We start from the raw sequence: 21,021 nt of genomic DNA, 5'->3' as shown, positions 1-21,021 counted from the left end.
TCAGTAGGCTTTCTGGCCCCAGACATTGCCAGCCGGCCAATAGCGGCACACCAGCACATCATTGCCGCGCGCCGTTGCGACCGCGCAGCCGACTTCCTTTGTCTCGCGCCAGACGATCTGGGTGTAGTGGCCGACATCGGCCCAGTTCCCGGTGTGCGAGATGTTGGGGAAGCTCGCGTGGCGGTAGTGCTGCTTCTCATCGATGAACATCCCGACCATGGCATCGACCGACCAATGGCCGGCGGTGCCCATCCAGAGGTTCTCGCCGGTGCCGTTGCGCGTATCATGATCGGCGTGCTCGAGAATGCCGCGGCGCGAAAGGACCTGCGCCCATTCTTTCGCTTCGCGTTCGAGATGCACGTTCCATTTGAGCGGCTCAAGCGCCAGGCGGCGGCGCTCCGCGTTGTGCGTGCCAAGAACGCGGGAGGCAAAATGCCGGTCTTGCGGAGCCACATCAAAGGATCGCGATGCGGGGCGGATTTCGGACCGCACGCCCACCGCCGAAGACGACGCACCGCTTGCGGCCACGGCGCTACCCGTGGCACAGAGCAACGCCATGGCGCCGACTACGCGCGCAATTCGGGATTTCGATCCATTCATGGGCGGCCAAAATCCGCCACGACAGTTAAGATTCGCTGAAAACACACTTGGCCCGCGCTCTCTACATCCACTGGCCCTTCTGCCTCGCAAAATGCCCTTATTGCGACTTCAACAGCCATGTCCGGGAAACAACGGATACGGGCTCCTGGAAGGCGGCCCTTCTGGACGATATGCGTTTTGAGTATGGTGAAGCAGGATCACAGGAAGCCCTCACAAGTATCTTTTTTGGCGGGGGAACTCCATCGCTGATGCCCCCTTCCCTTGTGGCCGACCTGCTCCGTGAGGCGGAACGGTTGTGGGGTTTCGACCCAGCTATCGAGATCACGCTCGAGGCCAATCCAAGCTCAGTCGAAGCGGCCAATTTTGCCGATCTCGCCAGCGCCGGGGTCAACCGGGTCTCGCTGGGTGTGCAGAGCCTGCGGGATGATGTGCTCACGTTCCTCGGCCGCCTGCACGGCGCCGGTGAGGCGTTGGAAGCCGTCGAGGTCGCACAAAGCCATTTCAGCCGCGTATCGATCGACCTGATCTATGCCCGACCCGGTCAGAGCGAAGCGGAATGGAGCGCCGAGCTAGCCGAAGCACTTGCCCTCGGCACCGATCACCTCTCGCTCTACCAGCTCACCATCGAGCCGGCGACGCGCTTTGCCACCGATGTGCGGCGCGGCGTGTTTGAACCGCTCGACGACGACAACGCTGCCGATCTTTTCGCGCTGACACGCTCTATGACGGAGGTAGCTGGTCTGCCTGCCTATGAGATCAGTAATCATGCCCGGCCCGGGCAGGAAAGCCGTCACAACCTCACCTACTGGCGCTACCAGGACTACATCGGGATCGGCCCCGGCGCCCACGGGAGGCGCTGTGACGTCGCGACGGTGCGGCACAAAAAGCCGGAGAACTATCTCTCCGCCGTGACGGCACAGCAGCAAGGTATTGCAGAAGCGCGCGAACTGGCGCGGCCAGAACAGGCATCGGAAGCGCTGCTGATGGGTTTGCGGCTGAACGAAGGCATCGATCTGTCCGCACTGGCAGGCCGCTTTGGCGTCGCGCCTGCGGGACTTCTCGATGACGGCAAGCTGGCCTTGTACCGGGACCTTGGCCTTGTCTGGACACAGGATGAGCGGATGGGTGTCACGCCGCAAGGCATGCCGCTGCTCGATGCGCTGCTCGGAGAGCTTGTCTCGGCGGACCTCGTGACGTCATGAGCAGCGCCGACCTGCTTGGCGCCTGGCACGATCACCTCGCTCTCGGATTGCGGCGTTCCCCGCATACGGTGCGCGCCTACAGCAAGGCGGCGCAGCGGTTGCTGGTCCGCCTTGGCCTGTCCGAGTGGGAAGAAGTGGCCGACGTCACGGCGACACGCCTGCGCACGCATCTGGCGTCACGCCGCGCCGACGGTCTTTCGAACGCGTCGGCCGCGCGCGAGCTGTCGGCGCTAAAGGGCTTCATTGCCTTTGCCCGCACCCAGGCCGGACATGCGGTGTCCGAACCTCCGCGGCTTCGCGGCCCTCGCCTGAAGAAGGGCCTGCCCCGCCCGGTGACACCCGATGACGCGCTTGGCCTTGCCGAAACGGTCGAGGCGCTGGCGAGCGACGACTGGATCGGCGCGCGCGACCGCGCGGTGCTTTTGCTGCTCTACGGGGCCGGAATGCGGATAGCCGAAGCGCTTTCGCTCACTGCTGGCGTCCTCCCGCTAGGGGAACGGCTGACCGTTACCGGTAAGGGCGGGAAGCAAAGGGTCGTCCCGATCCTGCCCATCGTGCGGGATGCCGTGGCGGAGTACGCCGCGCGCTGCCCCTGGCCGCTCGCCAAGGACGAGCCGCTGTTCCGCGGGGCCAAGGGCGGCCCGCTCTCGCAAGGGATGGTGCAGAAAGCGACGGCGCGCGCCCGCAAGGCGCTGGGCCTGCCGGACAGCGCCACTCCGCACGCCTTGCGGCACAGCTTTGCAACGCATTTGCTGGGCGCTGGAGCGGACCTCAGGAGCCTGCAGGAGCTGCTGGGCCATGCGAGCCTCGGTTCGACCCAGATCTACACCAAGGTCGATGCGGCGACGCTGCTCGAAACCTATCGCGGCGCCCATCCGCGCGAGAAGGACTGATCACATCGCCGCGTGGCGGCGTTCGATCGCATCCCAGATCAAGGCACCGGTATCGGTGCCGTTGAATTTATCGATGGCAACGATCCCGGTCGGCGATGTCACGTTGATCTCGGTCAGCCATTTGCCGCCGATCACATCGATGCCAACAAAGACCAGTCCGCGCCGCTTGAGTTCCGGACCCATCGCCGCGCAGATCTCTTCCTCGCGCTCAGTCAGCGTGGTCGCCTCGGCGTGACCACCCTGCGCGAGGTTCGAGCGAAACTCACCTTCACCCGGGAAGCGATTGATCGCACCGGAAAATTCTCCGTCGACCAGGACGATACGCTTGTCGCCTTCGCTCACTTCTGGAAGGAAGGGCTGCACCATGTGTGGTTCGGGCCAGGTCTGGTCGAACACTTCGGAAAGGGCAGACAGATTGGTGCCTTCCGCGTCGATCCGGAAGATCGCTTTCCCGCCATTCCCGTGCAGCGGCTTCACCACCACCGCTCCGTGCTTGCGCTGGAAATCGCGCAGGTCGTCGAGGTGCCGGGCGACCAGTGTCGGCGGCATGTATTGCGCGTAGTCGAGGACGAACATCTTCTCCGGCGCGTTCACCACCTCGCGCGGGTCGTTGATGACCAGAGTAGTGCCCTTCAGACGGTCGAGCAGGAGCGCCGAGCTGATGTAGCCGAGGTGAAACGGCGGGTCCTGCCGCATGAGGACAACGTCGATATCCCGGGCAAGGTCGATCCGTCGCCGCTCGCCGGCCGTGTAGTGATCCCCTTCCACGCGCTGCACCGTGACCGGGGACGCGTGAGCCGTGATCTTGCCGTGCGGAGTGCCGTCGCTTTCATAGGCGAGGCTCGCCACGTCGTAATGCCACACCTCGTGCCCGCGCATCTGCGCGGCCAGCATCAGGGCAAACGAGCTGTCGCCCGCGATATTGATGCTTTCGAGCGGGTCCATCTGGACGGCGACGCGTAGCGGCATGGGATTTCCTTCAGGGTTGCCAGGCGTTGGGGATGTGGCGAGGGAAGCTGCCGGGTGCAAGCAGGATCACGTCGATGCGAATGTCTTCGCCATTTACGGCGTAGCGATGGGCGACGGCTTCGGCGGCTGCCGCGACCCGCGAAAGGCGGAATTCGTCGATTGCGTGATCGAGGTCAGCCTTCTTCCTGCGCCACTTGACCTCGATAAAGGCAACAAGGCTCCCGCGCTTGGCCACAAGATCGATCTCGCCCGCAGGTGTTTTCACGCGCTGGTCGAGGATCTGCCAGCCCTTGGCCTTGAGCCAGAACGCCGCCCGCGCCTCGCCATCGCGGCCGCTTTGTTCGGCCAGCTTCCGCTTCACTGGCCGCGCAGCTCCATCGCACGCGCGTAGAGCGTCTTGCGGTCGAGGCCGGTGGCTTTGGCAACCTGGGCGGCTGCCTGCGAGGCTTTCATGGTGCGCAGCGCGTCCTGCAACATGGCGTCGGCGTCCTCCGCGCTCGCAATCTGTTCGGGCGGTGGGCCGACCAGCAGGACGATCTCGCCCTTGGCCGGATTGGCATCGTAGAAAGCCTTGAGCCCGGAAGGCAGCCCGCGCTTCACGTCCTCGTGGAGCTTGGTCAGTTCGCGCGCGACGGCCACTTCACGGTTGGGCAGGACCTCTTCAATCGCGCCCAGGGATTTCACGAGCCGCGGCGCGGTTTCGTAGAACACAAGCGTCGAATCGACCGCGCCCAGTTCTTCCAGTACCTCGCGGCGGGCCTTGTCCTTGGCGGGCAGGAAGCCGGCGAAGAGGAAACGGTCGTTGGGAAGGCCGGACAGCGCAAGCCCCGTCACGGCTGCGCAGGCACCGGGCAATGCGGTCACAGCAATGCCTTCGGCGCGGCAGTCGTTCACCAGCCGATAGCCGGGATCCGACACCATCGGCGTTCCCGCATCGCTGACCAGCGCCACCGCCTTGTCGCGCATGGATTCCACGAGGCGCGTCCGGTCGCGGCTCTCGCTGTGGTCATCATAGCGCCACAAGGGCTTCGAAATGCCGAGGTGCTTGAGCAGCTTGCCCGTAACGCGGGTATCCTCGCACGCGACCCCATCGCAGCGGCGCAGCGTATCGATCGCGCGCACCGTTATGTCGCCAAGGTTGCCGATTGGGGTGGCGACAATATAGAGCCCGGGTGTAAGGCAGTCTTCGGGAGGAGTGGTTTCGCTCACTCGTCTCCCATGACCATCTATGAGGGACGCGGCAAGTATGAAGCGCAAGGGATTGAACCGTCGGACAATCGTAACCGTGGGTCTGGCGACCCTGCTGGCAGGCTGTTCGACCATCCTGCCGCGCGGCGGCGAACGCGCCGAGCCGGTGGCCACCACCCCCACCCCGCAGCCGACACAGGCGCTGCCGACCGACGAGACCCGTCACCGCGTGGCACTGCTGGTGCCGATGTCGGGCCAGAACGGCGCCGTGGGCCAGTCGATCGCCAACGCCACCACCATGGCGCTGCTCGACACCAATGCGAGCAACCTGCGTATCACGACCTACGACACCGCGACCGGTCCCGAAGCGGCCGCCCGCCGTGCGGTCGCGGAAGGCAACAAACTGATCCTCGGGCCGCTGCTCGGCTCGAACATTCCCTCGGTCCTCAGTCAGGCGCGCCCGGCCAATGTGCCGGTTATCTCCTTCTCGAACGACACCAATGCAGCCGGTCCTGATGTCTTCATCATGGGCCACATTCCCGAACAGTCGATCATGCGCACCATCCAGTATGTGCGCGGTCGCGGTTCGCAGAACTTCGCGATCATCGCGCCCGACGGTGAATACGGCACGCGCGCGGAAGAAGCGATGCGCCGCGCTGTGGCCACTTATGGCGGCACGGTGGTGTGGACCGAACGCTTTGCGCGCGGAAACACCTCGATCGTGAGCGCTGCTGAGCGACTGAAAGCTCATGGCGGGTACGACACTGTGCTGATCGCCGATGGCGCCCGCCTGGCTGCGCAGGCGGCCGGTGTGCTCAAGCCCGGCGGTGAAGGCGGCGCTCAGTTGCTGGGCGTGGAGCTGTGGAGCGGAGAAGGCTCGGTTACTCGCGCCTCCGCGCTAACCGGCGCCCTGTTTTCAGCCGTCTCGGACAACCGGTACAGGCGGTTTGTCGATAGCTACGAAGCGCGCTTCGGGAGCCAGCCGTATCGCATTGCCACTCTGGGGTACGATTCCGTTCTCCTGACGCTGCGCGTGGCGCGTGACTGGCGTGTCGGCAGGACCTTCCCGGAGAACGCCCTGCGCGGGGAAGACGGCTTCATCGGGCTCGATGGGGCGTTCCGTTTCCGCCGCGGCGGGCTGGTCGAACGCGCCTTCGAGGTGCGTGAGGTGCGCAACGGTTCGGTCGCGGTTGTGGAGAACGCGCCCAGCCGCTTCTGATCGGGGCGGATAACCGCCGCCTTGCGCTTGTTCGGCGCGAAGGCTGCACGATATAGCTGGGTGCATGTCCGACGATCTGTTCGAAAACACGCCGACCTCTTCCGGCGACTATGACGCTTCCTCCATCGAGGTCCTCGAAGGCCTCGAACCGGTGCGCCGCCGCCCGGGCATGTATATCGGCGGCACAGACGATCGCGCCCTGCACCACCTTGTTGCCGAAGTCCTCGACAACGCGATGGACGAAGCGGTTGCGGGCCACGCGACCCGCATCGAGATGCGCCTTGAGGAAGGCAACCGCGTCACCGTGATGGACAATGGCCGCGGTATCCCGGTCGACGAACATCCCAAGTATCCGGGCAAGTCGACGCTCGAGGTCATCCTTTCGACCCTGCATTCAGGCGGCAAGTTTTCCGGCAAGGCCTACGCCACCAGCGGCGGCCTGCACGGTGTCGGCGTATCGGTCGTGAACGCGCTGTCGAGCGACACGCGGGTCGAGGTCGCCCGCGACAAGCAGCTCTTCGCGCAGAGCTTCTCCAAGGGTCAGACGCTTGGCCCCATCGAACAGCTCGGCCCGACGCCCAACCGGCGCGGGACGACGGTGAGCTTCGTTCCCGACACCGAGATTTTCGGCGACCGTCAGTTCAACCCGAAACGGCTGTTCAAGCTGGCTCGCTCCAAGGCCTATCTCTTTGCCGGGGTCGAGATTCGCTGGCGCTGCGCGGAGAGCCTCGCCAGCGAAGAGGTGCCGGCCGAAGCCGTCTTCAAGTTCCCGGGCGGTCTCGCCGACCACCTCGCCGAACAGCTCGGCAGCCGCGAATGCGTCACCGCCGAGCCCTTTGCCGGCAACCAGGATTTTCCCGATGAGGCCGGTAGGGTCGAATGGGCCATTGCCTGGCCGCTTTATTCGGACGGGTCGACGAGCTGGTACTGCAACACCGTGCCGACGCCCGATGGCGGCACGCATGAACAGGGCCTCCGCGCGGCGCTGACCAAGGGCCTTCGCGCCTTTGGCGAACTGACCGGCGTGAAGAAGGCCAAGGACATCACCGCTGACGACGTGATGACCGGCGGCGAGGTCATGCTCAGTGTGTTCATCCGCGACCCGCAGTTCCAAAGCCAGACCAAGGACCGCCTGACCTCACCCGAGGCCGCCCGCCTGGTCGAGAACGCGGTGCGCGACCATTTCGACCATTTCCTCTCCGACAACATGGACCGCGGCAAAGCGCTGCTCGGCCAGGTGATGGAGCGCATGGACGAACGCCTGCGAAGGAAGCAGGAACGCGAGATCAAGCGCAAGACGGCTACCAACGCCAAGAAGCTGCGCCTTCCCGGCAAGCTCACCGACTGTTCGGGCGAAGGTGACGGCGAGACAGAACTGTTCATTGTCGAGGGCGATTCGGCAGGCGGCAGCGCCAAGCAGGCGCGCAACCGCAAGACGCAGGCGATCCTGCCGATCCGCGGCAAGATCCTCAACGTTGCGAGCGCCACCGCCGACAAGATCCGCGCGAACAGCGAAATCGCCGACCTCACGCTCGCCATGGGCTGCGGGACACGGAAGGACTGCGATCCAGAAAACCTGCGTTACGACCGCATCATCATCATGACCGACGCCGATGTCGACGGCGCGCATATCGCGACGCTGCTGATGACTTTCTTCTTCCAGGAAATGGCAGAGATCGTGCGCGACGGCCGCCTCTATTTGGCGCAGCCGCCGCTCTACAAGCTGACCGCCGGCAAGGAGAGCCGCTACGCCCGAGACGATGCGCACCGCAAGGAGCTGGAAGAAACCGTCTTCAAGGGCAAGAAGGTCGATGTGGGCCGCTTCAAGGGCCTCGGCGAAATGAACCCGGCGCAGCTGCGCGAAACCACCATGGATCCGGAAACGCGCAGCCTGATCCGCATCACCCTGCCCGGCGAATTCGAACAGCGCGCGGTGGTGAAGGAGCTCGTCGACCAGCTCATGGGCCGCAACCCCGAGCACCGGTTCAACTTCATCCAGAACAACGCGGGCGAATTCGACCGCGACATGATCGACGCCTAACGCGGAGGGAATTCGACCGCTTCGGCGGTGAATATCTCAATGGTCGGCGGTGCCTCGGCCAGCGCGGCGACTTGCTGCACGAAGGCGCTGGACTCCGGCACGGCGAAGTGGGCTTTCAACGCGGCGAGGTCGGCCCATTTCTCGAAGAAGTGCATGCGCCCTGGCGTTTCGCAATCTTCATAGCAATTGTGGGCAATGCATCCCGGCTCCGCCCGTGAACGCTGCGAATGTTCGGTGCCGAGGCGGAAACCTTCGTCGCGGCCCTCGGGCGTGAGCTGCACGGACCCGGTCACAATGATCATGCGCCCTCCTCCGTATGGATATGCAGCTCGCCTTCGAGCGTCCTGTGCACCGGGCACTTGTCGGCGATCTCGATGATCTTCTCGCGCTGCTCGTCGTCGAGCGCATCGCCATGCAGCTCGATCTTGCGGTTAAGGGCCTGGAGCTGGTTGCCCTCCTGCATGGCCTCCACATGATCGCAGGTGCTCGCGTGGTTGCGCTCATGCGTGACCTCGACTGTCACGCCTTCGAGCGGCCAGCCCTTGCGGTCGGCGTACATCTTCATCGTCATCGCCGTGCAGGTACCGAGCGCCGCGTTGAGCAGGTCGTAGGGCGTCGGACCCGTATCGTCCCCGCCGTAGCTGCGCGGCTCGTCGGCGATGAAGCGGTGAGTCTTCGTGTGGACCTCGGTGCCGAACTTGCCGTGTCCGGTCTTCACCACCACGCCTTCTTCGGGCATCGGCCAGTCGTCGCGCATGGGAATATAGCGGCTTGCCCAGGCGGCAATCACGCTGGCGGCAAACTGGGCGTCGGCATCCTTGAGCAGGAGGTGGTCGGCGCCCTCAAGGCTCACGAAGCTCTTGGGATGCTTGGCCGCGCCGAACAGCGCGCTGGCGTTTTCGATCCCGACGATGTCATCAGTCGGCGAGTGAAGGAACAGGAGGGGACGGCGGATGCGCCCGACCTCTTCCAGCAGGTCGATGTTTTCGACCTTCTCGAGGAAGTCTCGGCTGAGAGAGAAATCCCGGCCGCCGATCGTGACCTCGCCCTCGCCTTCCTTGCGGATGGCCTCGATATCGCCATCGATGCGCTGGAGGACATGCGGCACATCGCTCGGCGCGCCGATGGTGGCGATGGCGGCAACCTTGTCGAAACCCAGATCATCCGCCGCCGCAAGAACGGCAGCCCCGCCCAGGCTGTGCCCCACGAGCAGCAGCGGCTGCGCGAATCGATCGAGCAATTCCTCGGCCGCCGCGACGAGGTCCGCCACATCGGTAGCAAAGCCCGCGCGCCCAAACTCGCCTTCGCTTCCGCCAAGGCCTGTGAAGTCGAACCGCAGACAGGCGATACCTTCGCGTGCAAGCGCCCGGGCAATGCTGATCGCCGCCCTGCTCTGCTTGGTGCAGGTGAAGCAATGCGCGAAGAGCGCCGCGCCTCGCACGAGGCCGGTGGGAAGTTCGAGCGAGCCAGACAGGTCGTGTCCCGCGTCGGTGGCGATGGTGATGGTTTCGGTCGGCATGGGTCCTCCTCATCCGTTCCGTAGGGCCTCTAGGTTACAACGCCCCCTTGCGCGAGCGGTGCCCGCACCTTAGGCAGCCATGAAAAGTTGCAAGGGAAAACCGATGACCGAACAGACCCGTTTTGAAGGCACCAAGTCCTACATCGCCACCGAAGACCTGAAAGTGGCGGTCAACGCTGCCGTGACGCTGCGCCGTCCGCTGCTGGTGAAGGGCGAGCCGGGAACGGGCAAGACCGTCCTTGCGCACGAGATCTCGAAGGCTCTCGACGCACCGCTGATCGAGTGGAACGTAAAGTCGACTACCAAGGCGCAGCAGGGCCTCTACGAATACGATGCGGTGGCCCGCCTGCGCGACGGCCAGCTCGGCGACGAGCGGGTCCACGACATTTCGAACTACATCAAGAAGGGTAAGCTGTGGGAAGCATTCACCTCTGAAAAGCTCCCCGTCCTGCTGATCGACGAGATCGACAAGGCCGATATCGAGTTCCCGAACGACCTCTTGCAAGAACTCGATCGCATGAGCTTCGACGTTTACGAGACGCATGAGCGGATCGAGGCGGCCGAGCGTCCGATCGTAGTCATCACCTCGAACAACGAGAAGGAATTGCCCGACGCGTTCCTGCGCCGCTGCTTCTTCCACTACATCAAGTTCCCCGACACCGACACGATGCGCGACATCATCGAGGTGCACTTCCCCGGCATCCAGAAGACGCTCGTCACCAAGGCGATGGAAATCTTCTACGAGATCCGCGAAGTGCCGGGCCTCAAGAAGAAGCCCTCGACCAGCGAGCTTCTCGACTGGCTGAAGCTGCTTCTGAACGAAGACATGCCGCTCGAAGTCCTCCAGGACGCCAATCCCAACGCCGCGATCCCGCCGCTCCACGGCGCGCTGCTCAAGAATGAGCAGGATGTGATGATGTTCGAACGCCTCGCCTTCATGGCGCGCCGCCAGAGCTGATCGTCCTCCGCCCCCTTTGAGCCTGTTGCGCTATCCCCCATGCGTGGGGTAGCCACAGGTCCAAGAGGGGGAAATATGACAAGAATAACAAGAACTCTTGGGCTGTCGCTCGCGTGCGCGCTGGCGGCGGCTGCCGTGCCGCAATCCGCGTCAGCGCAGGTGCCGGACATGGACTTTCCTGCCGATCAGGACTTTGTCCACGAATGGACCGGCATCACCCTGCCCGCCAGCATCGGTGCCCTGAAACGAGGACCGATAAAGGCGTTCCAGGAACGCCAGTCGAACATCGGATCGCAGTACAGCGACGAGGGCAACACCTTCCTGTCGGTCTATCTCTATCGTCACGGCGCGGGGGATGCTTCGGTTTGGCATGACCGGGCGCGCCACGCGATCGTGTCTCGCGATGCCTATGCCGATTTCGATCCGGACGCGTGGCGGACGACCTATTTTGCACCGGGTGGCAGCGGACCGAAAAGCGGTATCATGACCGTAGGCCAGAGCGACGGGGGAACCTACCGCTCGACTGGTGTCGCAATCTTCACGCGCGGGGAGTGGATGATGAAGATCCGCATGTCCTCGCGCAGGCTGGATGCCACGGCCCTGCAAGGCGCGATGACGACCGCCCTGAACCAGCTGGGAATGACCGCTGCTGGCTCAGGTGAGAACGCCGCCTATCCGATAGAGCAATGCGCGGATGACATTACATTCTCAAATGCAGAGCGCATCACGGATCCGAACCGGATATCGGAGCTTTCTGCGGTGGGTGGGATAAATGCGGCCACGCGCGATGATCTCGCGGCAATGATGCAAGGCGGCTCACAGGCCCGCTATTGCCGGCAGGGTGACAACCGCGAGGCCTATTCCCTCTACCGCGATCGCGGGACGAAAGATGCTTATCTGGTAGCTTGGCGCGACGCTGGGGTCGCGATAGTCGTTTCCCGTGTGGGCGATATCGTAGGCCTGTCCAGCGGCAACGACGGACAGCATCCCGAATACGCCGCGATCCTCAGCAGTGCGCTCGAACACAAGCTCGGCGGGCCTTTCGATGGGCTCCCCTCGCCCCAGCAGGCCTACGAGGCGGCCTTTGGCGATAGCTACTTTGCCACGGCAACCCGCCCGCTTGGAGATGAGGGTTCTGAGGTGACCGTGACGACCGGAAGTGGCGGCGAAGACAACTAGGCCTCGGCACACGAAAAAGGGGGCGTGATGAGCTGTGCCCATCCCGCCCCCTTCATTTCGGGAACGACCGATCAGCGGAAGCTGTAGGCCAGTTCGAAATCGCCCCAGCGGCGGCCGTTGATCACGACCGGCACGTAGATGTTGCGAACAACGACGTAGTTCTTGCCGTCGCCTTCCTGGCGGTAGACGGCCATCATGTAGGCATCGTTCTGCGCCTTCGCCTTCTTGTCGATGGCGTAGAGCATGATGCGGCCGTTGCGGCAGTAGGTGGTGTCGTGCGTGATGTCGCCGGTGGGCTGGCGGCAGCGATCCGTGATGTGGGTCGGCAGGAAGCCCTTCATGTCCGCCTGCGAACACATCATGATGGCGCCGCCTTCGGCAACCACACGGTCGTTGACCGGGCGCCAATGCGTATCCGCCCAGTCGCACAGCGAGGTGCGGTACTGCTTCGGATTGGTGCCCGGGACATAAGCGTAATTCTGATCGAAGAGCTGCTCCATCGTGAGCGAGCCGTTCGCCAGGGCCTCTTCCGCGATCCGGGTGACTTCCTCGGCGTAGCGGCGAGCCTTTTCGACCATCTGGCTGTCATCCGGCGACAGGCCGGCCTTCACGAGACGATCGAACATTTCGCTCGCCGTCATTTCGAGGTCTTCGATGCGGTCGTGGGCGTTCTCCAGCTTCGATTCGTTGCTGGTCACAGCCGTGTCGAAATCGGTGAGGACGTCCTGGACGCGGTGCACATGGTCCGAGATCGTCGCGGTGTTGCGGGCGATCTGGTCCTGCTGGCCATCGACCTCCATCAGCAGTTCGGTGACCGAACGCATGGTGTCTTCGATCGACCCGACCGAATTCTTGGCCTGGGTGCTTGCCTCGGCGCCGCTCTCGATCTTTTCGATGACCTGCTCGGCTTCGTTGCCCAGCATGTCGATCGTGCGGCCGATTTCCTCGGTCGCCTTGCGGGTTTCGCTCGCGAGAGTTTTCACCTCGTTGGCAACCACGGCAAAGGTGCGGCCCTGCTCGCCGGCGCGCATCGCTTCGATGGTCGCGTTCAGGGCGAGGATATTGGTGGTTTCGGCGATCTGGTCGATCTCCTGGCTCGAGCGGCGGACCTGGTCCATGGCCGCGGCAAAGCCGGTGACGTGCTCGGTCAGCGTTTCGACGAGGTTCAGCAGGTTGCCGATCTCGTTCAGCGAATTGCTGATCATCATCGAGCCATCGTTCAGGCGCTCGATGGCGCGTTCCGACAGCAGACGCGCTTCGTCGCTCGCTTCGAGAACCTTGCGCTGATCGTCGTCAAGCGCCCTTACGGTTCCCTGGAGTTCGACGTATTCGTTGCGAAGATGGCCGAAGGAATCGATGACTCCCTGCACAATGCCGGCCACATCCGAACAGCCTACGGTTACCTTGCCGCAAGCCTCCGGAATCTGGTCGAGAGCCGATGCCCCGCGTGCATCAATTGCGCTCAGTTCCATGGTTGGATGACCCCCTTTTGGTCTCGTTCATCGCCGCGTCTAAATGAGGATGGTTAGCGGACAGTTAAGGCGATCATTCGAAAATGAGTGGCAAAGGAAGACTGGTGCAGGCGCAAGACACGCGCTAGAGCCTGCCCCATGTTCTTCAATTTCGTCGACGAGCTTCGCGCTGCGGGCATTCCCGCCAGCTTCAAGGAACACCTTACGCTGATCGAGGCGCTAGATCGCGACGTGATCGAACAGTCGCCCGAAGCGTTTTACTACCTTTCGCGCGCGACCTTCGTGAAGGACGAAGGCCTCCTCGACCGGTTCGACCAGGTCTTCCAGAAGGTCTTCAAGGGCATCCTCACCGACTACGGCCAGAACCCGGTCGACATTCCGGAAGACTGGCTGAAAGCCGTCGCCGACAAGTTCCTCACCGAAGAGGAGATGGCCGAGATCGAAAAGCTCGGTTCCTGGGACGAGATCATGGAGACGCTGAAAAAGCGGCTCGAGGAACAGGAAAAACGCCACCAGGGTGGCAACAAGTGGATCGGTACCGGGGGCACCTCGCCTTACGGCAATTCAGGATACAACCCCGAAGGCGTGCGCATTGGCGGCGAAAGCAAGCACAAGCGCGCGCTCAAGGTGTGGGACAAGCGCGAGTTCAAGAACCTCGACAACACCAAGGAACTGGGCACGCGCAACATCAAGATGGCGCTGCGACGCCTGCGCCGCTTCGCCCGCGAAGGCGCGGCCGACGAGCTTGATCTTGACGCGACGATCGATGGCACGGCCAAGCAGGGCTGGCTCGACATTCACATGCGCCCGGAACGCCACAACGCGGTGAAGCTGCTGCTCTTCCTCGACGTCGGCGGTTCGATGGACCCCTTCATCAAGCTGTGCGAGGAGCTGTTCAGCGCCGCGACGACCGAGTTCAAGAACCTCGAGTTCTTCTATTTCCACAACTGCCTCTACGAAGGCGTGTGGAAGGACAACCGCCGCCGCTGGCAGGAACGCACCAAGACGTGGGACGTGCTCCACAAATACGGGCACGACTACAAGGTGATCTTCGTGGGTGATGCCGCGATGAGCCCCTATGAGATCACCCATCCGGGCGGCAGCGTCGAACATATGAACGAGGAAGCGGGCGCGGTGTGGATGCAGCGCCTGGTCAACACCTATCCGGCAACCGTCTGGCTCAATCCCGTGCCTGAAAAGCAGTGGAGCTATTCACAGTCGACGAAGGTGATGAAGCAGCTGGTCAACGACCGGATGTACCCCCTTACCCTCGACGGGCTCGACGATGCGATGCGCGAACTGAGCCGCAAGGCCGGCGCCTGACGTGAACCAGTCGCGCTTCGCCGCGGTCCGGGCGCGGCTAGAGGCCTATGATCCCGGTCCGGGCTGGCGCCTGTGGCTCTACGAGTTCCTGCTGTTCGGCTTCAAGCAGGCCTGGGCCTGCCTCTTCGGCGGTCTGATGCTCGCGCTGCTGCTGGGGACCTTTCTCTTCTATCCGGAAGACGCGCCGCTCTATCGCTACGATTTCCTGACACTGGCAGCGCTCGCGATCCAGGTCGGCATGCTGGCGCTGCGGCTCGAAACGTGGTCCGAGGCCAGGGTCATCCTGATCTTTCACGTGGTCGGCACGGTGATGGAACTGTTCAAGACCGCTGCCGGATCGTGGGTCTATCCCGAGCCTGCGTTGCTACGCATCGGGGATGTCCCGCTGTTCTCCGGCTTCATGTATGCCGCCGTCGGCAGCTACATCGCGCGGGTCTGGCGGATCTTCGACTTTCGCTACACCAACTACCCGCCGCGCTGGGCCACGTGGCTGCTCGCCGCCGCCATCTATATCAACTTCTTCGCCCACCACTGGCTGCCCGACATCCGGCTTGCGCTGTTTGCAGTTACGATCGTGCTGTTCTGGCGGACCCGCGTGCACTTCCGGAACTGGCGCGCGCACCGCTGGATGCCGTTGCTCCTCGGCTTCCTGCTCGTTGCCCTCTTCATCTGGGGCGCGGAAAACATCGGGACCTTTGCGCGCGCCTGGACCTATCCCGAACAAGAGGACGGGTGGCGCATGGTCAGCCTTGCCAAGCTCGGCAGCTGGTTCCTGCTGATGCTGATAAGCTTCGTCCTGGTCGCCCTCGTCTCGCCGGTACGCGAGCCCGACTAGTCCTGCTTGTCGAGCTCGTCGTTCAGGCGAAGCGAACAGCGCCAGAAGAAGAACGCCGGGACCACGCCGAGGAGCGTTGCTCCGTAAAGCACGTAGCGCACGCTGTCCTCGCCGTAGGTCGGCTGAAGCACATCCGACAGCATGCCGAAGAACAGCGGTCCGAGGCCAAGCCCGATGAGATTCTGGAAGAACAGCAGGACAGCCGCGGCAATGGCCCGGGCCCGGAGCGGCACAAGGCCCTGCACGCTCGAATAGGTCGGACCGTAGTAGAGCGAGTTGCACAGCGTCGGTACGATGAGCAGGACAAGCGCCAGCATCCAATTGTCGCTCATGAAGGCAAACAGAGCGAAGGGAATGGTCGCAACCATACCGACGGCAGGCGCGGTAAGCACATGGCGCCGGTTCTGCGATCCGAAGCGGTCGGCCAGATACCCACCGAGGACCGTGCCCGCGATACCTGCACCACCGTTTACGAGACCGAAGTAGAGACCCGTTTCACCCGGCGTCAGGCCGTGGGTGCGCTGGAAGAAAATCGTGATCCAGGTGGTCTTGCCATAGGCGAGAAAAGCGGCCGCCGAACCAGCAATCACCAACAGGATGAAGGCGCGCGAGCTGAACATCGACCGCAGCGCTTCCTTCATCGGCATTTGCTCTGCCGTCTTGGTCGTCGTCGCCTGCTGCAGCATCCCCGTGCGCCGGGGGTCCTTGAGGATCATCACCACAAACACAGCAAGGGCAACGCCCGGTAGCCCGACAATGAGGAAGGCGTTGCGCCACCCCACCGTATCCGCCAGCAGACCGCCGATCAGCATGCCGAGCAGCGTGCCGATTGGAATGCCGAGCGCGTAAAAGGCCAGCGCGGAAGCGCGCTTTGCCGGTTCCACCAGGTCTGCAATCAGCGAATGGGCCGGCGGCGTACATCCGGCCTCACCCACACCCACGCCAATACGGGCGAGCAGCAGCTGAATGAAGTTCTGCGCAAGGCCGCACAGCGCGGTCATCGCCGACCACACGGCAAGCGCGGTTCCGATCAGGATAGGCCGATTGGTGGTTGGTCGGTCGGAAAACCGCGCAATGGGTATGCCAAGCACGGTGTAGAACAGCGCGAACGCAAGGCCGGTCATCAGGCCGATTTCCGTGTCGCTCAGCCCCAGTTCGAGGCGGATCGGTTCGGCCAGAATGTTAACGATCTGCCGATCGACGAAATTGAAAATGTATACAATCAGCAGGATCCACAGGGTGACCCTGACCGAAGTGCCGGTCTGCTTGGCTGCCGCAGTCGCCATTGATCTCTCTCCCGAAGCGCGGGTATGCCCGTCGCTTTCAGGCAAGCTTCCTTGATTACGTCACTTCGTCAAGGCCGTTGGTCGAAAATCGAAAAGAAGGTTGGTTGCATCAACCGTAGATGAGGTGCGGGGCGATGGTCTCTCTCCACGCCTGCTCGTCGGCTCCTGCGATTTCCTCGAGATCGTCGGGCACCGCGTTGGGATCGTCGACCCACTCGCGCAAGGCCGGCCCGCCGTTGATCACATCGATCGCAAGCCGGTCGAACTCGTACTCATACGGAAAGTCCCGCCACAGCGGGTATTCGGGGTACAGCGTCCGGATCGCCTTGAACGCCAACGCCTGCAGCCGCCAGGGCTTGAAAGCGTGGTGATCGTAGAACGCGCCCTCCGCGTGGATCATGATGCCGTTGCACAGCGATCCTGAGTGCTTGTGGAAGGTGGGTTCGAACCAGCATTCGCGCAGCGCGCAGCCGCGCAGCCAGGCAGGGGCGAGTTTCTGCATCTCGCCGAGCACCGCCTTGGCATCGACATCGGGTGCGCCGAACAGCACTTCGAGCGGACGCGTGGTTCCCCTGCCCTCGCTTAGCGTCGTCCCTTCCAGCATAACCGTCCCGGCATAGGCGCGAGCCATGTTGAGGCTCGCCGCGTTCGGGCTCGGATTGATCCAGATGCGGTCTTCAGGCCACCCGTAACCCGGTGCGTGGCCGGGCTTCCACCCAGTCATTTCCACGACCTTTAGATCGACGTCGAGGTTGAAGTGGGCGACGAACCACTGGGCCATTTCGCCCATGGTCATCCCGTGCCGCATCACCATGGGCGCTGCACCGACGAAACTTTCCTGGCCCGGCAAAAGCAAGGTCCCTTCGACCGGACCTCCGGCAGGGTTCGGGCGGTCGAGCACCCACACGCTCTTGTTCGCCTTTGCAGCCTCTTCGAGGAGGTAGAGCAGCGTGGTCACGAAGGTGTAGATGCGGCAGCCGAGGTCCTGCAGGTCGAACAGGAACACATCCGCGCTCGACATCATCTGACCGGTCGGACGACGCACTTCGCCATAAAGGCTGAAGACGGGGATGCCGAAGTGCGGATCGGTCTCGTCCGCGGTCTCGACCATGTTGTCCTGCTTGTCGCCCTTCAGACCATGCTGCGGTCCGAAGGCAGACGTCACGTTCACGCCGCGCGCGATCAGAGCGTCGAGGCTGTGCTCAAGGCTCGACGTCACGGAGGCCGGATGGGCCACCAGCGAAACGCGCTTGCCTTCAAGCTCCTGGCGCAGCCCTTCCTCGGCAAGCAGGCGGTCGATGCCGAAACGCACGCTCACAGCCGGCCCGCCAGGTGCCAGTCGCGGCACACGGTCGAGTGGAATTCGGGCTTCCCGTCCTCGAAGGCGAGCGCCCAGAACTGGATGTTGCCCTCCTTGTCCTCGACAATGCCATTGAGCGCGACCGCGGCCGGGAGGGGAAGTTCGGACTCAATCTCGCAGCTAAGCTCGAGCGTTGTCTCGTCGTGCGACGATACGATTGCGACCTCCGCCGGCGCATCGCGGCTGTTGAGCCGGAAATCGTCGAAATCATAGCAAGCCCAGCGGGTCGAAGGTGATAGGTTGAACTCGCGGTAGTAGCTCCCGCCCTCCGGCTGCCAGAAAATCTCGAAGCAGGTGGTTTTCCAGAGATTGTCCATCCGCTCCGGCTCACGCGTTTCGGGCACCTTGATTGCGCCGATGTCGCCGTGGAAACGAAACCGGGCCGCGCAGCCTTTATCGGTGGGGTGGATTTCCGCTTCGACCTTGGTGATCGGGCCAGCGTCGCAATGGGGGTGGAGAACTAGCTGTCGCATTGCCTCTGCTATTGCCGAGGCGCCAACAGCTCGCAAGACGTTTACAGGCGGATGCGGAAAAATCGCGGGCTCACAGCCAATTGCGATGACGTTCGGGTCAATATCTGACACTCCACCATCTGTGGCCGCGACAGTCGCGGCCTTGAGTCGGGATCGCATCATGAAAACGATTGCTCTCGCAGCGCTCGCTGCCCTTGCCGCCACTAGTGCAACAGCACAGCAAGACAGGACCTACAGCCTCGATGGCGGAACGGCGATTACGCTTTCCTCGGGCTGGGAGCACAAGCAGCTGGAAAACCCGGCCATGCGGATGGCTTCCATGCGTGAAATGATGCGGGGGGCGAGCGAAACACGCCTTAGGAAAGGCGAAACCGGCGTGCTTGTGAGCTACATGCACTTCAAGACCGATGCCCCCGCCAAGGAGATGAACCAAGAGGAACTCGCTTCGCTCGCCGAGCTCGCTCGCAAGTCTGCCGCGCAATATTTGCGATCCTCGGTTGAAACCGAAGCAGCCGTGCGCAGCGCTATCGTCGGGAACACGGGCATCGCCATGGCAACGCTGACCGCGCGCGACGGCGAATCGTTCAATGTCCGCGCCGGCTATCCCGGAGGCTGCGTGACTACCGGGAGCATGCGACGCGGCAGTGCTGCCTGGGCGATCTCCGTCGCATCGAAGAGCTGCGAAAGCGCAACGCATATCGAGGCTGTCGAAGCGCTGTTTGCGCCGAGCGAAGAGTAAAGCCCGCTTGCACGCCGCGCGCCGCGTGCTAGGCGCGCCAACATCATGAGCACCTACACATCCGATCTCCTGCGCCTGCTCGACGAGCGTGGCTACATCCACCAGCTGACCGACGCCGAGGGCCTCGACGCCCTCGCCTCCAAGCAGGTGGTGCCGGGCTATATCGGCTTCGACGCGACTGCACCGTCGCTGCATGTCGGCAGCCTGGTGCAGATCATGATGCTGCGCCGGCTGCAGCAGGCCGGACACAAGCCGATCGTGGTGATGGGCGGCGGCACGACCAAGGTGGGCGATCCGAGCGGCAAGGACGAGAGCCGCAAGATGCTGACTGATGCGGATATCGAAGCGAACATCGCCGGTATCCGCCAAGTCTTCGAGCGGCTCCTGACCTTTGGCGACGGCCCCACCGATGCGGTGATGGTCAACAACGACGAATGGCTGAGCCAGCTGGGCTATATCGAGCTGCTGCGCGACGTTGGCCCGCATTTCACCATCAATCGCATGATGACCTTCGATTCGGTCAAGCTGCGGCTCGACCGCGAGCAGCCGCTGACCTTCCTCGAATTCAACTACATGATCCTGCAGGCCTACGATTTCCGCGAGCTTGCTCAGCGCTATGGCTGCCGCTTGCAGATGGGTGGAAGCGACCAGTGGGGCAACATCGTCAACGGCATGGAGCTGGCCCGCCGCATGGACGGCAGCGACCTGTTCGGCCTCACCACACCTTTGCTCACCACCGCCGACGGTGCGAAGATGGGTAAGACGGCCGCCGGCGCCGTCTGGCTCAACGAGGACCAGCTGCCGAGCTACGATTTCTGGCAGTACTGGCGCAATGTCGACGACCGCGATGTGGGCCGTTTCCTGCGCCTGTTCACCGATATCGAGCTTGACGAAATCGCACGCCTGGAAGCGCTTGAGGGCGCCCAGATCAACGAGGCGAAGACGGTTCTTGCCAACGCGGTAACCACGCTCGTTCGGGGTCCCGAAGCGGCCCGGCTGGCCGAACAGACCGCATCGGAAACCTTTGCCGGCGGCGGCGCGGGTGCCGACCTGCCGACCCTATCCGTCGGAGATGAAGGCATGCGCATTGGCGCGGTACTGACGGCCCTCGGCTTCACGGCATCCAACGGGGAAGCCAAGCGCAAGCTCGCCGAAGGTGCGGTGAAGATCGACGGCGAGGCGGTGAGCGACCCCGGGTTCCTCGTCAGCGTTGGCGAGGGCGCCGAATCCAAGCTCAGCCTCGGCAAGAAAAAGCACGCGGTAATCCGTCGCTAACCATCGACGAAGCGTGCTCACAATCGGCCGTGAGCGTTCTCAGTTTACCAATTAGCAGCCTTTTAAGCGCATAAGGCTGCTTGATTGTTTTAACTAAGAGGGATCGCCAGCCGATGGGTGCAGGAGCACAACTCAGCGTAACCGACCAGCGGCGCATGGCGCGCCACCCGGTCGATCATCCTGTAATCGCCGAGCATTTCGGCAAGGGTGACGTGCGCCTTCACATCGCCAACATTTCCGCAAACGGCTTCATGGTCGACAATGCGGATGGCATCAATCGCGGCGACCGCGTGATCGTTCGCCTGCCGATCGTAGGCCGAATCGAAGCCTACGCCATCTGGACTCGCGACAACCGCGCCGGTTTCCAGTTCGAGCGCATCATCCGCGTGGACGACTTCCTCTCGCTGATCGACACGCTTCAGCCGAACCCGCGTCTTCGCAAGCTGCGCTAGTCCGCAACAGCTTCTACTAGAACAAAAAGCAGGCCCGT

Annotated in this window: 21 protein-coding genes; 11 read left to right on the top strand and 10 right to left on the bottom strand. The window is 63.2% G+C overall.

Annotated elements, in window-relative coordinates:
• On the bottom strand, positions 1–558 hold the full coding sequence (locus tag KUV82_RS08040; protein WP_258319683.1) for a CAP domain-containing protein: 558 nt from the start codon (positions 556–558) through the stop codon (positions 1–3).
• An 89-nt stretch (positions 559–647) separates the two neighbouring features.
• Between KUV82_RS08040 and hemW the strand changes: the two genes are divergently transcribed.
• Positions 648–1,802 (top strand): radical SAM family heme chaperone HemW, encoded by a 1,155-nt coding sequence (gene hemW / locus KUV82_RS08035; RefSeq protein ID WP_219953787.1) that lies wholly within the window; start codon positions 648–650, stop codon positions 1,800–1,802.
• Positions 1,799–2,695 carry a tyrosine recombinase XerC gene (locus tag KUV82_RS08030; protein WP_219953786.1) on the top strand — a complete coding sequence of 299 codons (897 nt, stop codon included), beginning with the start codon at positions 1,799–1,801 and terminating at the stop codon, positions 2,693–2,695. The genes hemW and KUV82_RS08030 overlap by 4 nt, the downstream gene beginning before the upstream one ends.
• Here KUV82_RS08030 and gshB read toward each other — a convergent pair whose 3' ends face one another.
• The 3 genes from gshB to rsmI are packed head-to-tail and all read right to left on the bottom strand — an operon-like array spanning position 2,696 to position 4,873.
• Positions 2,696–3,664 (bottom strand): glutathione synthase, encoded by a 969-nt coding sequence (gene gshB / locus KUV82_RS08025; protein WP_219953785.1) that lies wholly within the window; start codon positions 3,662–3,664, stop codon positions 2,696–2,698.
• Between the two features lie 10 nt (positions 3,665–3,674).
• Positions 3,675–4,025, bottom strand: a complete 351-nt coding sequence (locus KUV82_RS08020) for a YraN family protein (RefSeq protein ID WP_219953784.1) — start codon at positions 4,023–4,025, stop codon at positions 3,675–3,677.
• Complete coding sequence (gene rsmI / locus KUV82_RS08015) at positions 4,022–4,873, bottom strand: 16S rRNA (cytidine(1402)-2'-O)-methyltransferase (protein WP_258319682.1); 852 nt, start codon at positions 4,871–4,873, stop codon at positions 4,022–4,024. The genes KUV82_RS08020 and rsmI overlap by 4 nt, the downstream gene beginning before the upstream one ends.
• Before the next feature lie 52 nt (positions 4,874–4,925).
• Between rsmI and KUV82_RS08010 the strand changes: the two genes are divergently transcribed.
• On the top strand, positions 4,926–6,071 hold the full coding sequence (locus tag KUV82_RS08010; RefSeq protein WP_309148068.1) for a penicillin-binding protein activator: 1,146 nt from the start codon (positions 4,926–4,928) through the stop codon (positions 6,069–6,071).
• Between the two features lie 64 nt (positions 6,072–6,135).
• The gene (gene parE, locus KUV82_RS08005; RefSeq protein WP_219953781.1) at positions 6,136–8,112 is read left to right on the top strand and encodes a DNA topoisomerase IV subunit B; all 1,977 of its coding nucleotides are present in this window, start codon (positions 6,136–6,138) and stop codon (positions 8,110–8,112) included.
• Here parE and KUV82_RS08000 read toward each other — a convergent pair.
• Together KUV82_RS08000 and KUV82_RS07995 are read right to left on the bottom strand one after the other, a co-directional pair.
• Positions 8,109–8,414, bottom strand: coding sequence for a putative quinol monooxygenase (locus KUV82_RS08000; RefSeq protein ID WP_219953780.1), 306 nt, complete (start codon positions 8,412–8,414; stop codon positions 8,109–8,111). The two genes, parE and KUV82_RS08000, sit on opposite strands and share 4 nt — an antisense overlap.
• Positions 8,411–9,631 carry a bifunctional alpha/beta hydrolase/OsmC family protein gene (locus KUV82_RS07995; RefSeq protein ID WP_219953779.1) on the bottom strand — a complete coding sequence of 407 codons (1,221 nt, stop codon included), beginning with the start codon at positions 9,629–9,631 and terminating at the stop codon, positions 8,411–8,413. Before KUV82_RS07995 ends, KUV82_RS08000 begins: the two co-directional genes overlap by 4 nt.
• Positions 9,632–9,734: 103 nt before the next feature.
• On the opposite strand from KUV82_RS07995, the gene KUV82_RS07990 reads away from it, so the two are divergent.
• Together KUV82_RS07990 and KUV82_RS07985 are read left to right on the top strand one after the other, a co-directional pair.
• Positions 9,735–10,589: an AAA family ATPase gene (locus tag KUV82_RS07990; RefSeq protein WP_219953778.1), complete on the top strand. Its 855-nt coding sequence runs from the start codon at positions 9,735–9,737 to the stop codon at positions 10,587–10,589.
• A 75-nt stretch (positions 10,590–10,664) separates the two neighbouring features.
• A complete protein-coding gene (locus tag KUV82_RS07985; protein ID WP_219953777.1) occupies positions 10,665–11,768 on the top strand; it encodes a hypothetical protein in 1,104 nt (367 codons plus the stop codon).
• Between the two features lie 71 nt (positions 11,769–11,839).
• Here the strand turns inward: KUV82_RS07985 and KUV82_RS07980 are convergent, their stop codons facing one another.
• A complete protein-coding gene (locus KUV82_RS07980) occupies positions 11,840–13,240 on the bottom strand; it encodes a methyl-accepting chemotaxis protein (protein ID WP_219953776.1) in 1,401 nt (466 codons plus the stop codon).
• A gap of 138 nt (positions 13,241–13,378) precedes the next feature.
• Here KUV82_RS07980 and KUV82_RS07975 point away from each other — a divergent pair, with 138 nt between their 5' ends.
• Together KUV82_RS07975 and KUV82_RS07970 are read left to right on the top strand one after the other, a co-directional pair.
• Complete coding sequence (locus KUV82_RS07975) at positions 13,379–14,563, top strand: vWA domain-containing protein (RefSeq protein WP_219953775.1); 1,185 nt, start codon at positions 13,379–13,381, stop codon at positions 14,561–14,563.
• A 1-nt stretch (position 14,564) separates the two neighbouring features.
• Positions 14,565–15,398 (top strand): DUF817 domain-containing protein, encoded by an 834-nt coding sequence (locus tag KUV82_RS07970; protein WP_219953774.1) that lies wholly within the window; start codon positions 14,565–14,567, stop codon positions 15,396–15,398.
• On the opposite strand, the gene KUV82_RS07965 is transcribed toward KUV82_RS07970, so the two are convergent.
• The 3 genes from KUV82_RS07965 to KUV82_RS07955 form a co-directional block, all read right to left on the bottom strand.
• A complete protein-coding gene (locus KUV82_RS07965; RefSeq protein WP_219953773.1) occupies positions 15,395–16,684 on the bottom strand; it encodes a spinster family MFS transporter in 1,290 nt (429 codons plus the stop codon). The two genes, KUV82_RS07970 and KUV82_RS07965, sit on opposite strands and share 4 nt — an antisense overlap.
• 109 nt (positions 16,685–16,793) lie before the next feature.
• The gene (locus tag KUV82_RS07960; RefSeq protein WP_219956256.1) at positions 16,794–17,996 is read right to left on the bottom strand and encodes an exo-beta-N-acetylmuramidase NamZ family protein; all 1,203 of its coding nucleotides are present in this window, start codon (positions 17,994–17,996) and stop codon (positions 16,794–16,796) included.
• 2 nt (positions 17,997–17,998) lie between these two features.
• Entirely contained in the window at positions 17,999–18,517 is a 519-nt protein-coding gene (locus tag KUV82_RS07955; RefSeq protein WP_219953772.1) for a hypothetical protein, read from the bottom strand.
• A 160-nt stretch (positions 18,518–18,677) separates the two neighbouring features.
• Here KUV82_RS07955 and KUV82_RS07950 point away from each other — a divergent pair, with 160 nt between their 5' ends.
• The 3 genes from KUV82_RS07950 (at position 18,678) to KUV82_RS07940 (ending at position 20,983) form a co-directional block, all read left to right on the top strand.
• Positions 18,678–19,256, top strand: coding sequence for a hypothetical protein (locus tag KUV82_RS07950; RefSeq protein ID WP_219953771.1), 579 nt, complete (start codon positions 18,678–18,680; stop codon positions 19,254–19,256).
• 45 nt (positions 19,257–19,301) lie between these two features.
• The gene (gene tyrS / locus KUV82_RS07945; RefSeq protein ID WP_219953770.1) at positions 19,302–20,531 is read left to right on the top strand and encodes a tyrosine--tRNA ligase; all 1,230 of its coding nucleotides are present in this window, start codon (positions 19,302–19,304) and stop codon (positions 20,529–20,531) included.
• A 113-nt stretch (positions 20,532–20,644) separates the two neighbouring features.
• Entirely contained in the window at positions 20,645–20,983 is a 339-nt protein-coding gene (locus tag KUV82_RS07940) for a PilZ domain-containing protein (protein WP_219953769.1), read from the top strand.
• The last annotated feature ends 38 nt before the right edge of the window (positions 20,984–21,021 follow it).

This window comes from Qipengyuania flava (genome assembly GCF_019448255.1).
GTDB classification, from domain to species: Bacteria; Pseudomonadota; Alphaproteobacteria; order Sphingomonadales; family Sphingomonadaceae; genus Qipengyuania; species Qipengyuania flava_A.
The sequence above is the reverse complement of the archived record's forward strand: the minus strand, read 5'-3'. Positions and strand labels throughout refer to the sequence as shown.

Excerpts from the sequence above, each read along its gene's own strand:
- KUV82_RS07980 (WP_219953776.1), bottom strand. The coding sequence starts at position 13,240 with ATGGAACTGAGCGCAATTGATGCACGCGGGGCATCGGCTCTCGACCAG.
- KUV82_RS07965 (WP_219953773.1), bottom strand. The coding sequence starts at position 16,684 with ATGGCGACTGCGGCAGCCAAGCAGACCGGCACTTCGGTCAGGGTCACC.
- KUV82_RS08040 (WP_258319683.1), bottom strand. The coding sequence starts at position 558 with ATGGCGTTGCTCTGTGCCACGGGTAGCGCCGTGGCCGCAAGCGGTGCG.
- KUV82_RS08000 (WP_219953780.1), bottom strand. The coding sequence starts at position 8,414 with ATGATCATTGTGACCGGGTCCGTGCAGCTCACGCCCGAGGGCCGCGAC.
- KUV82_RS07995 (WP_219953779.1), bottom strand. The coding sequence starts at position 9,631 with ATGCCGACCGAAACCATCACCATCGCCACCGACGCGGGACACGACCTG.
- tyrS (WP_219953770.1), top strand. The coding sequence starts at position 19,302 with ATGAGCACCTACACATCCGATCTCCTGCGCCTGCTCGACGAGCGTGGC.
- gshB (WP_219953785.1), bottom strand. The coding sequence starts at position 3,664 with ATGCCGCTACGCGTCGCCGTCCAGATGGACCCGCTCGAAAGCATCAAT.
- KUV82_RS07990 (WP_219953778.1), top strand. The coding sequence starts at position 9,735 with ATGACCGAACAGACCCGTTTTGAAGGCACCAAGTCCTACATCGCCACC.
- KUV82_RS07985 (WP_219953777.1), top strand. The coding sequence starts at position 10,665 with ATGACAAGAATAACAAGAACTCTTGGGCTGTCGCTCGCGTGCGCGCTG.
- KUV82_RS07940 (WP_219953769.1), top strand. The coding sequence starts at position 20,645 with ATGGGTGCAGGAGCACAACTCAGCGTAACCGACCAGCGGCGCATGGCG.
- KUV82_RS08030 (WP_219953786.1), top strand. The coding sequence starts at position 1,799 with ATGAGCAGCGCCGACCTGCTTGGCGCCTGGCACGATCACCTCGCTCTC.
- KUV82_RS07955 (WP_219953772.1), bottom strand. The coding sequence starts at position 18,517 with ATGCGACAGCTAGTTCTCCACCCCCATTGCGACGCTGGCCCGATCACC.
- KUV82_RS07975 (WP_219953775.1), top strand. The coding sequence starts at position 13,379 with ATGTTCTTCAATTTCGTCGACGAGCTTCGCGCTGCGGGCATTCCCGCC.
- parE (WP_219953781.1), top strand. The coding sequence starts at position 6,136 with ATGTCCGACGATCTGTTCGAAAACACGCCGACCTCTTCCGGCGACTAT.
- KUV82_RS07950 (WP_219953771.1), top strand. The coding sequence starts at position 18,678 with ATGAAAACGATTGCTCTCGCAGCGCTCGCTGCCCTTGCCGCCACTAGT.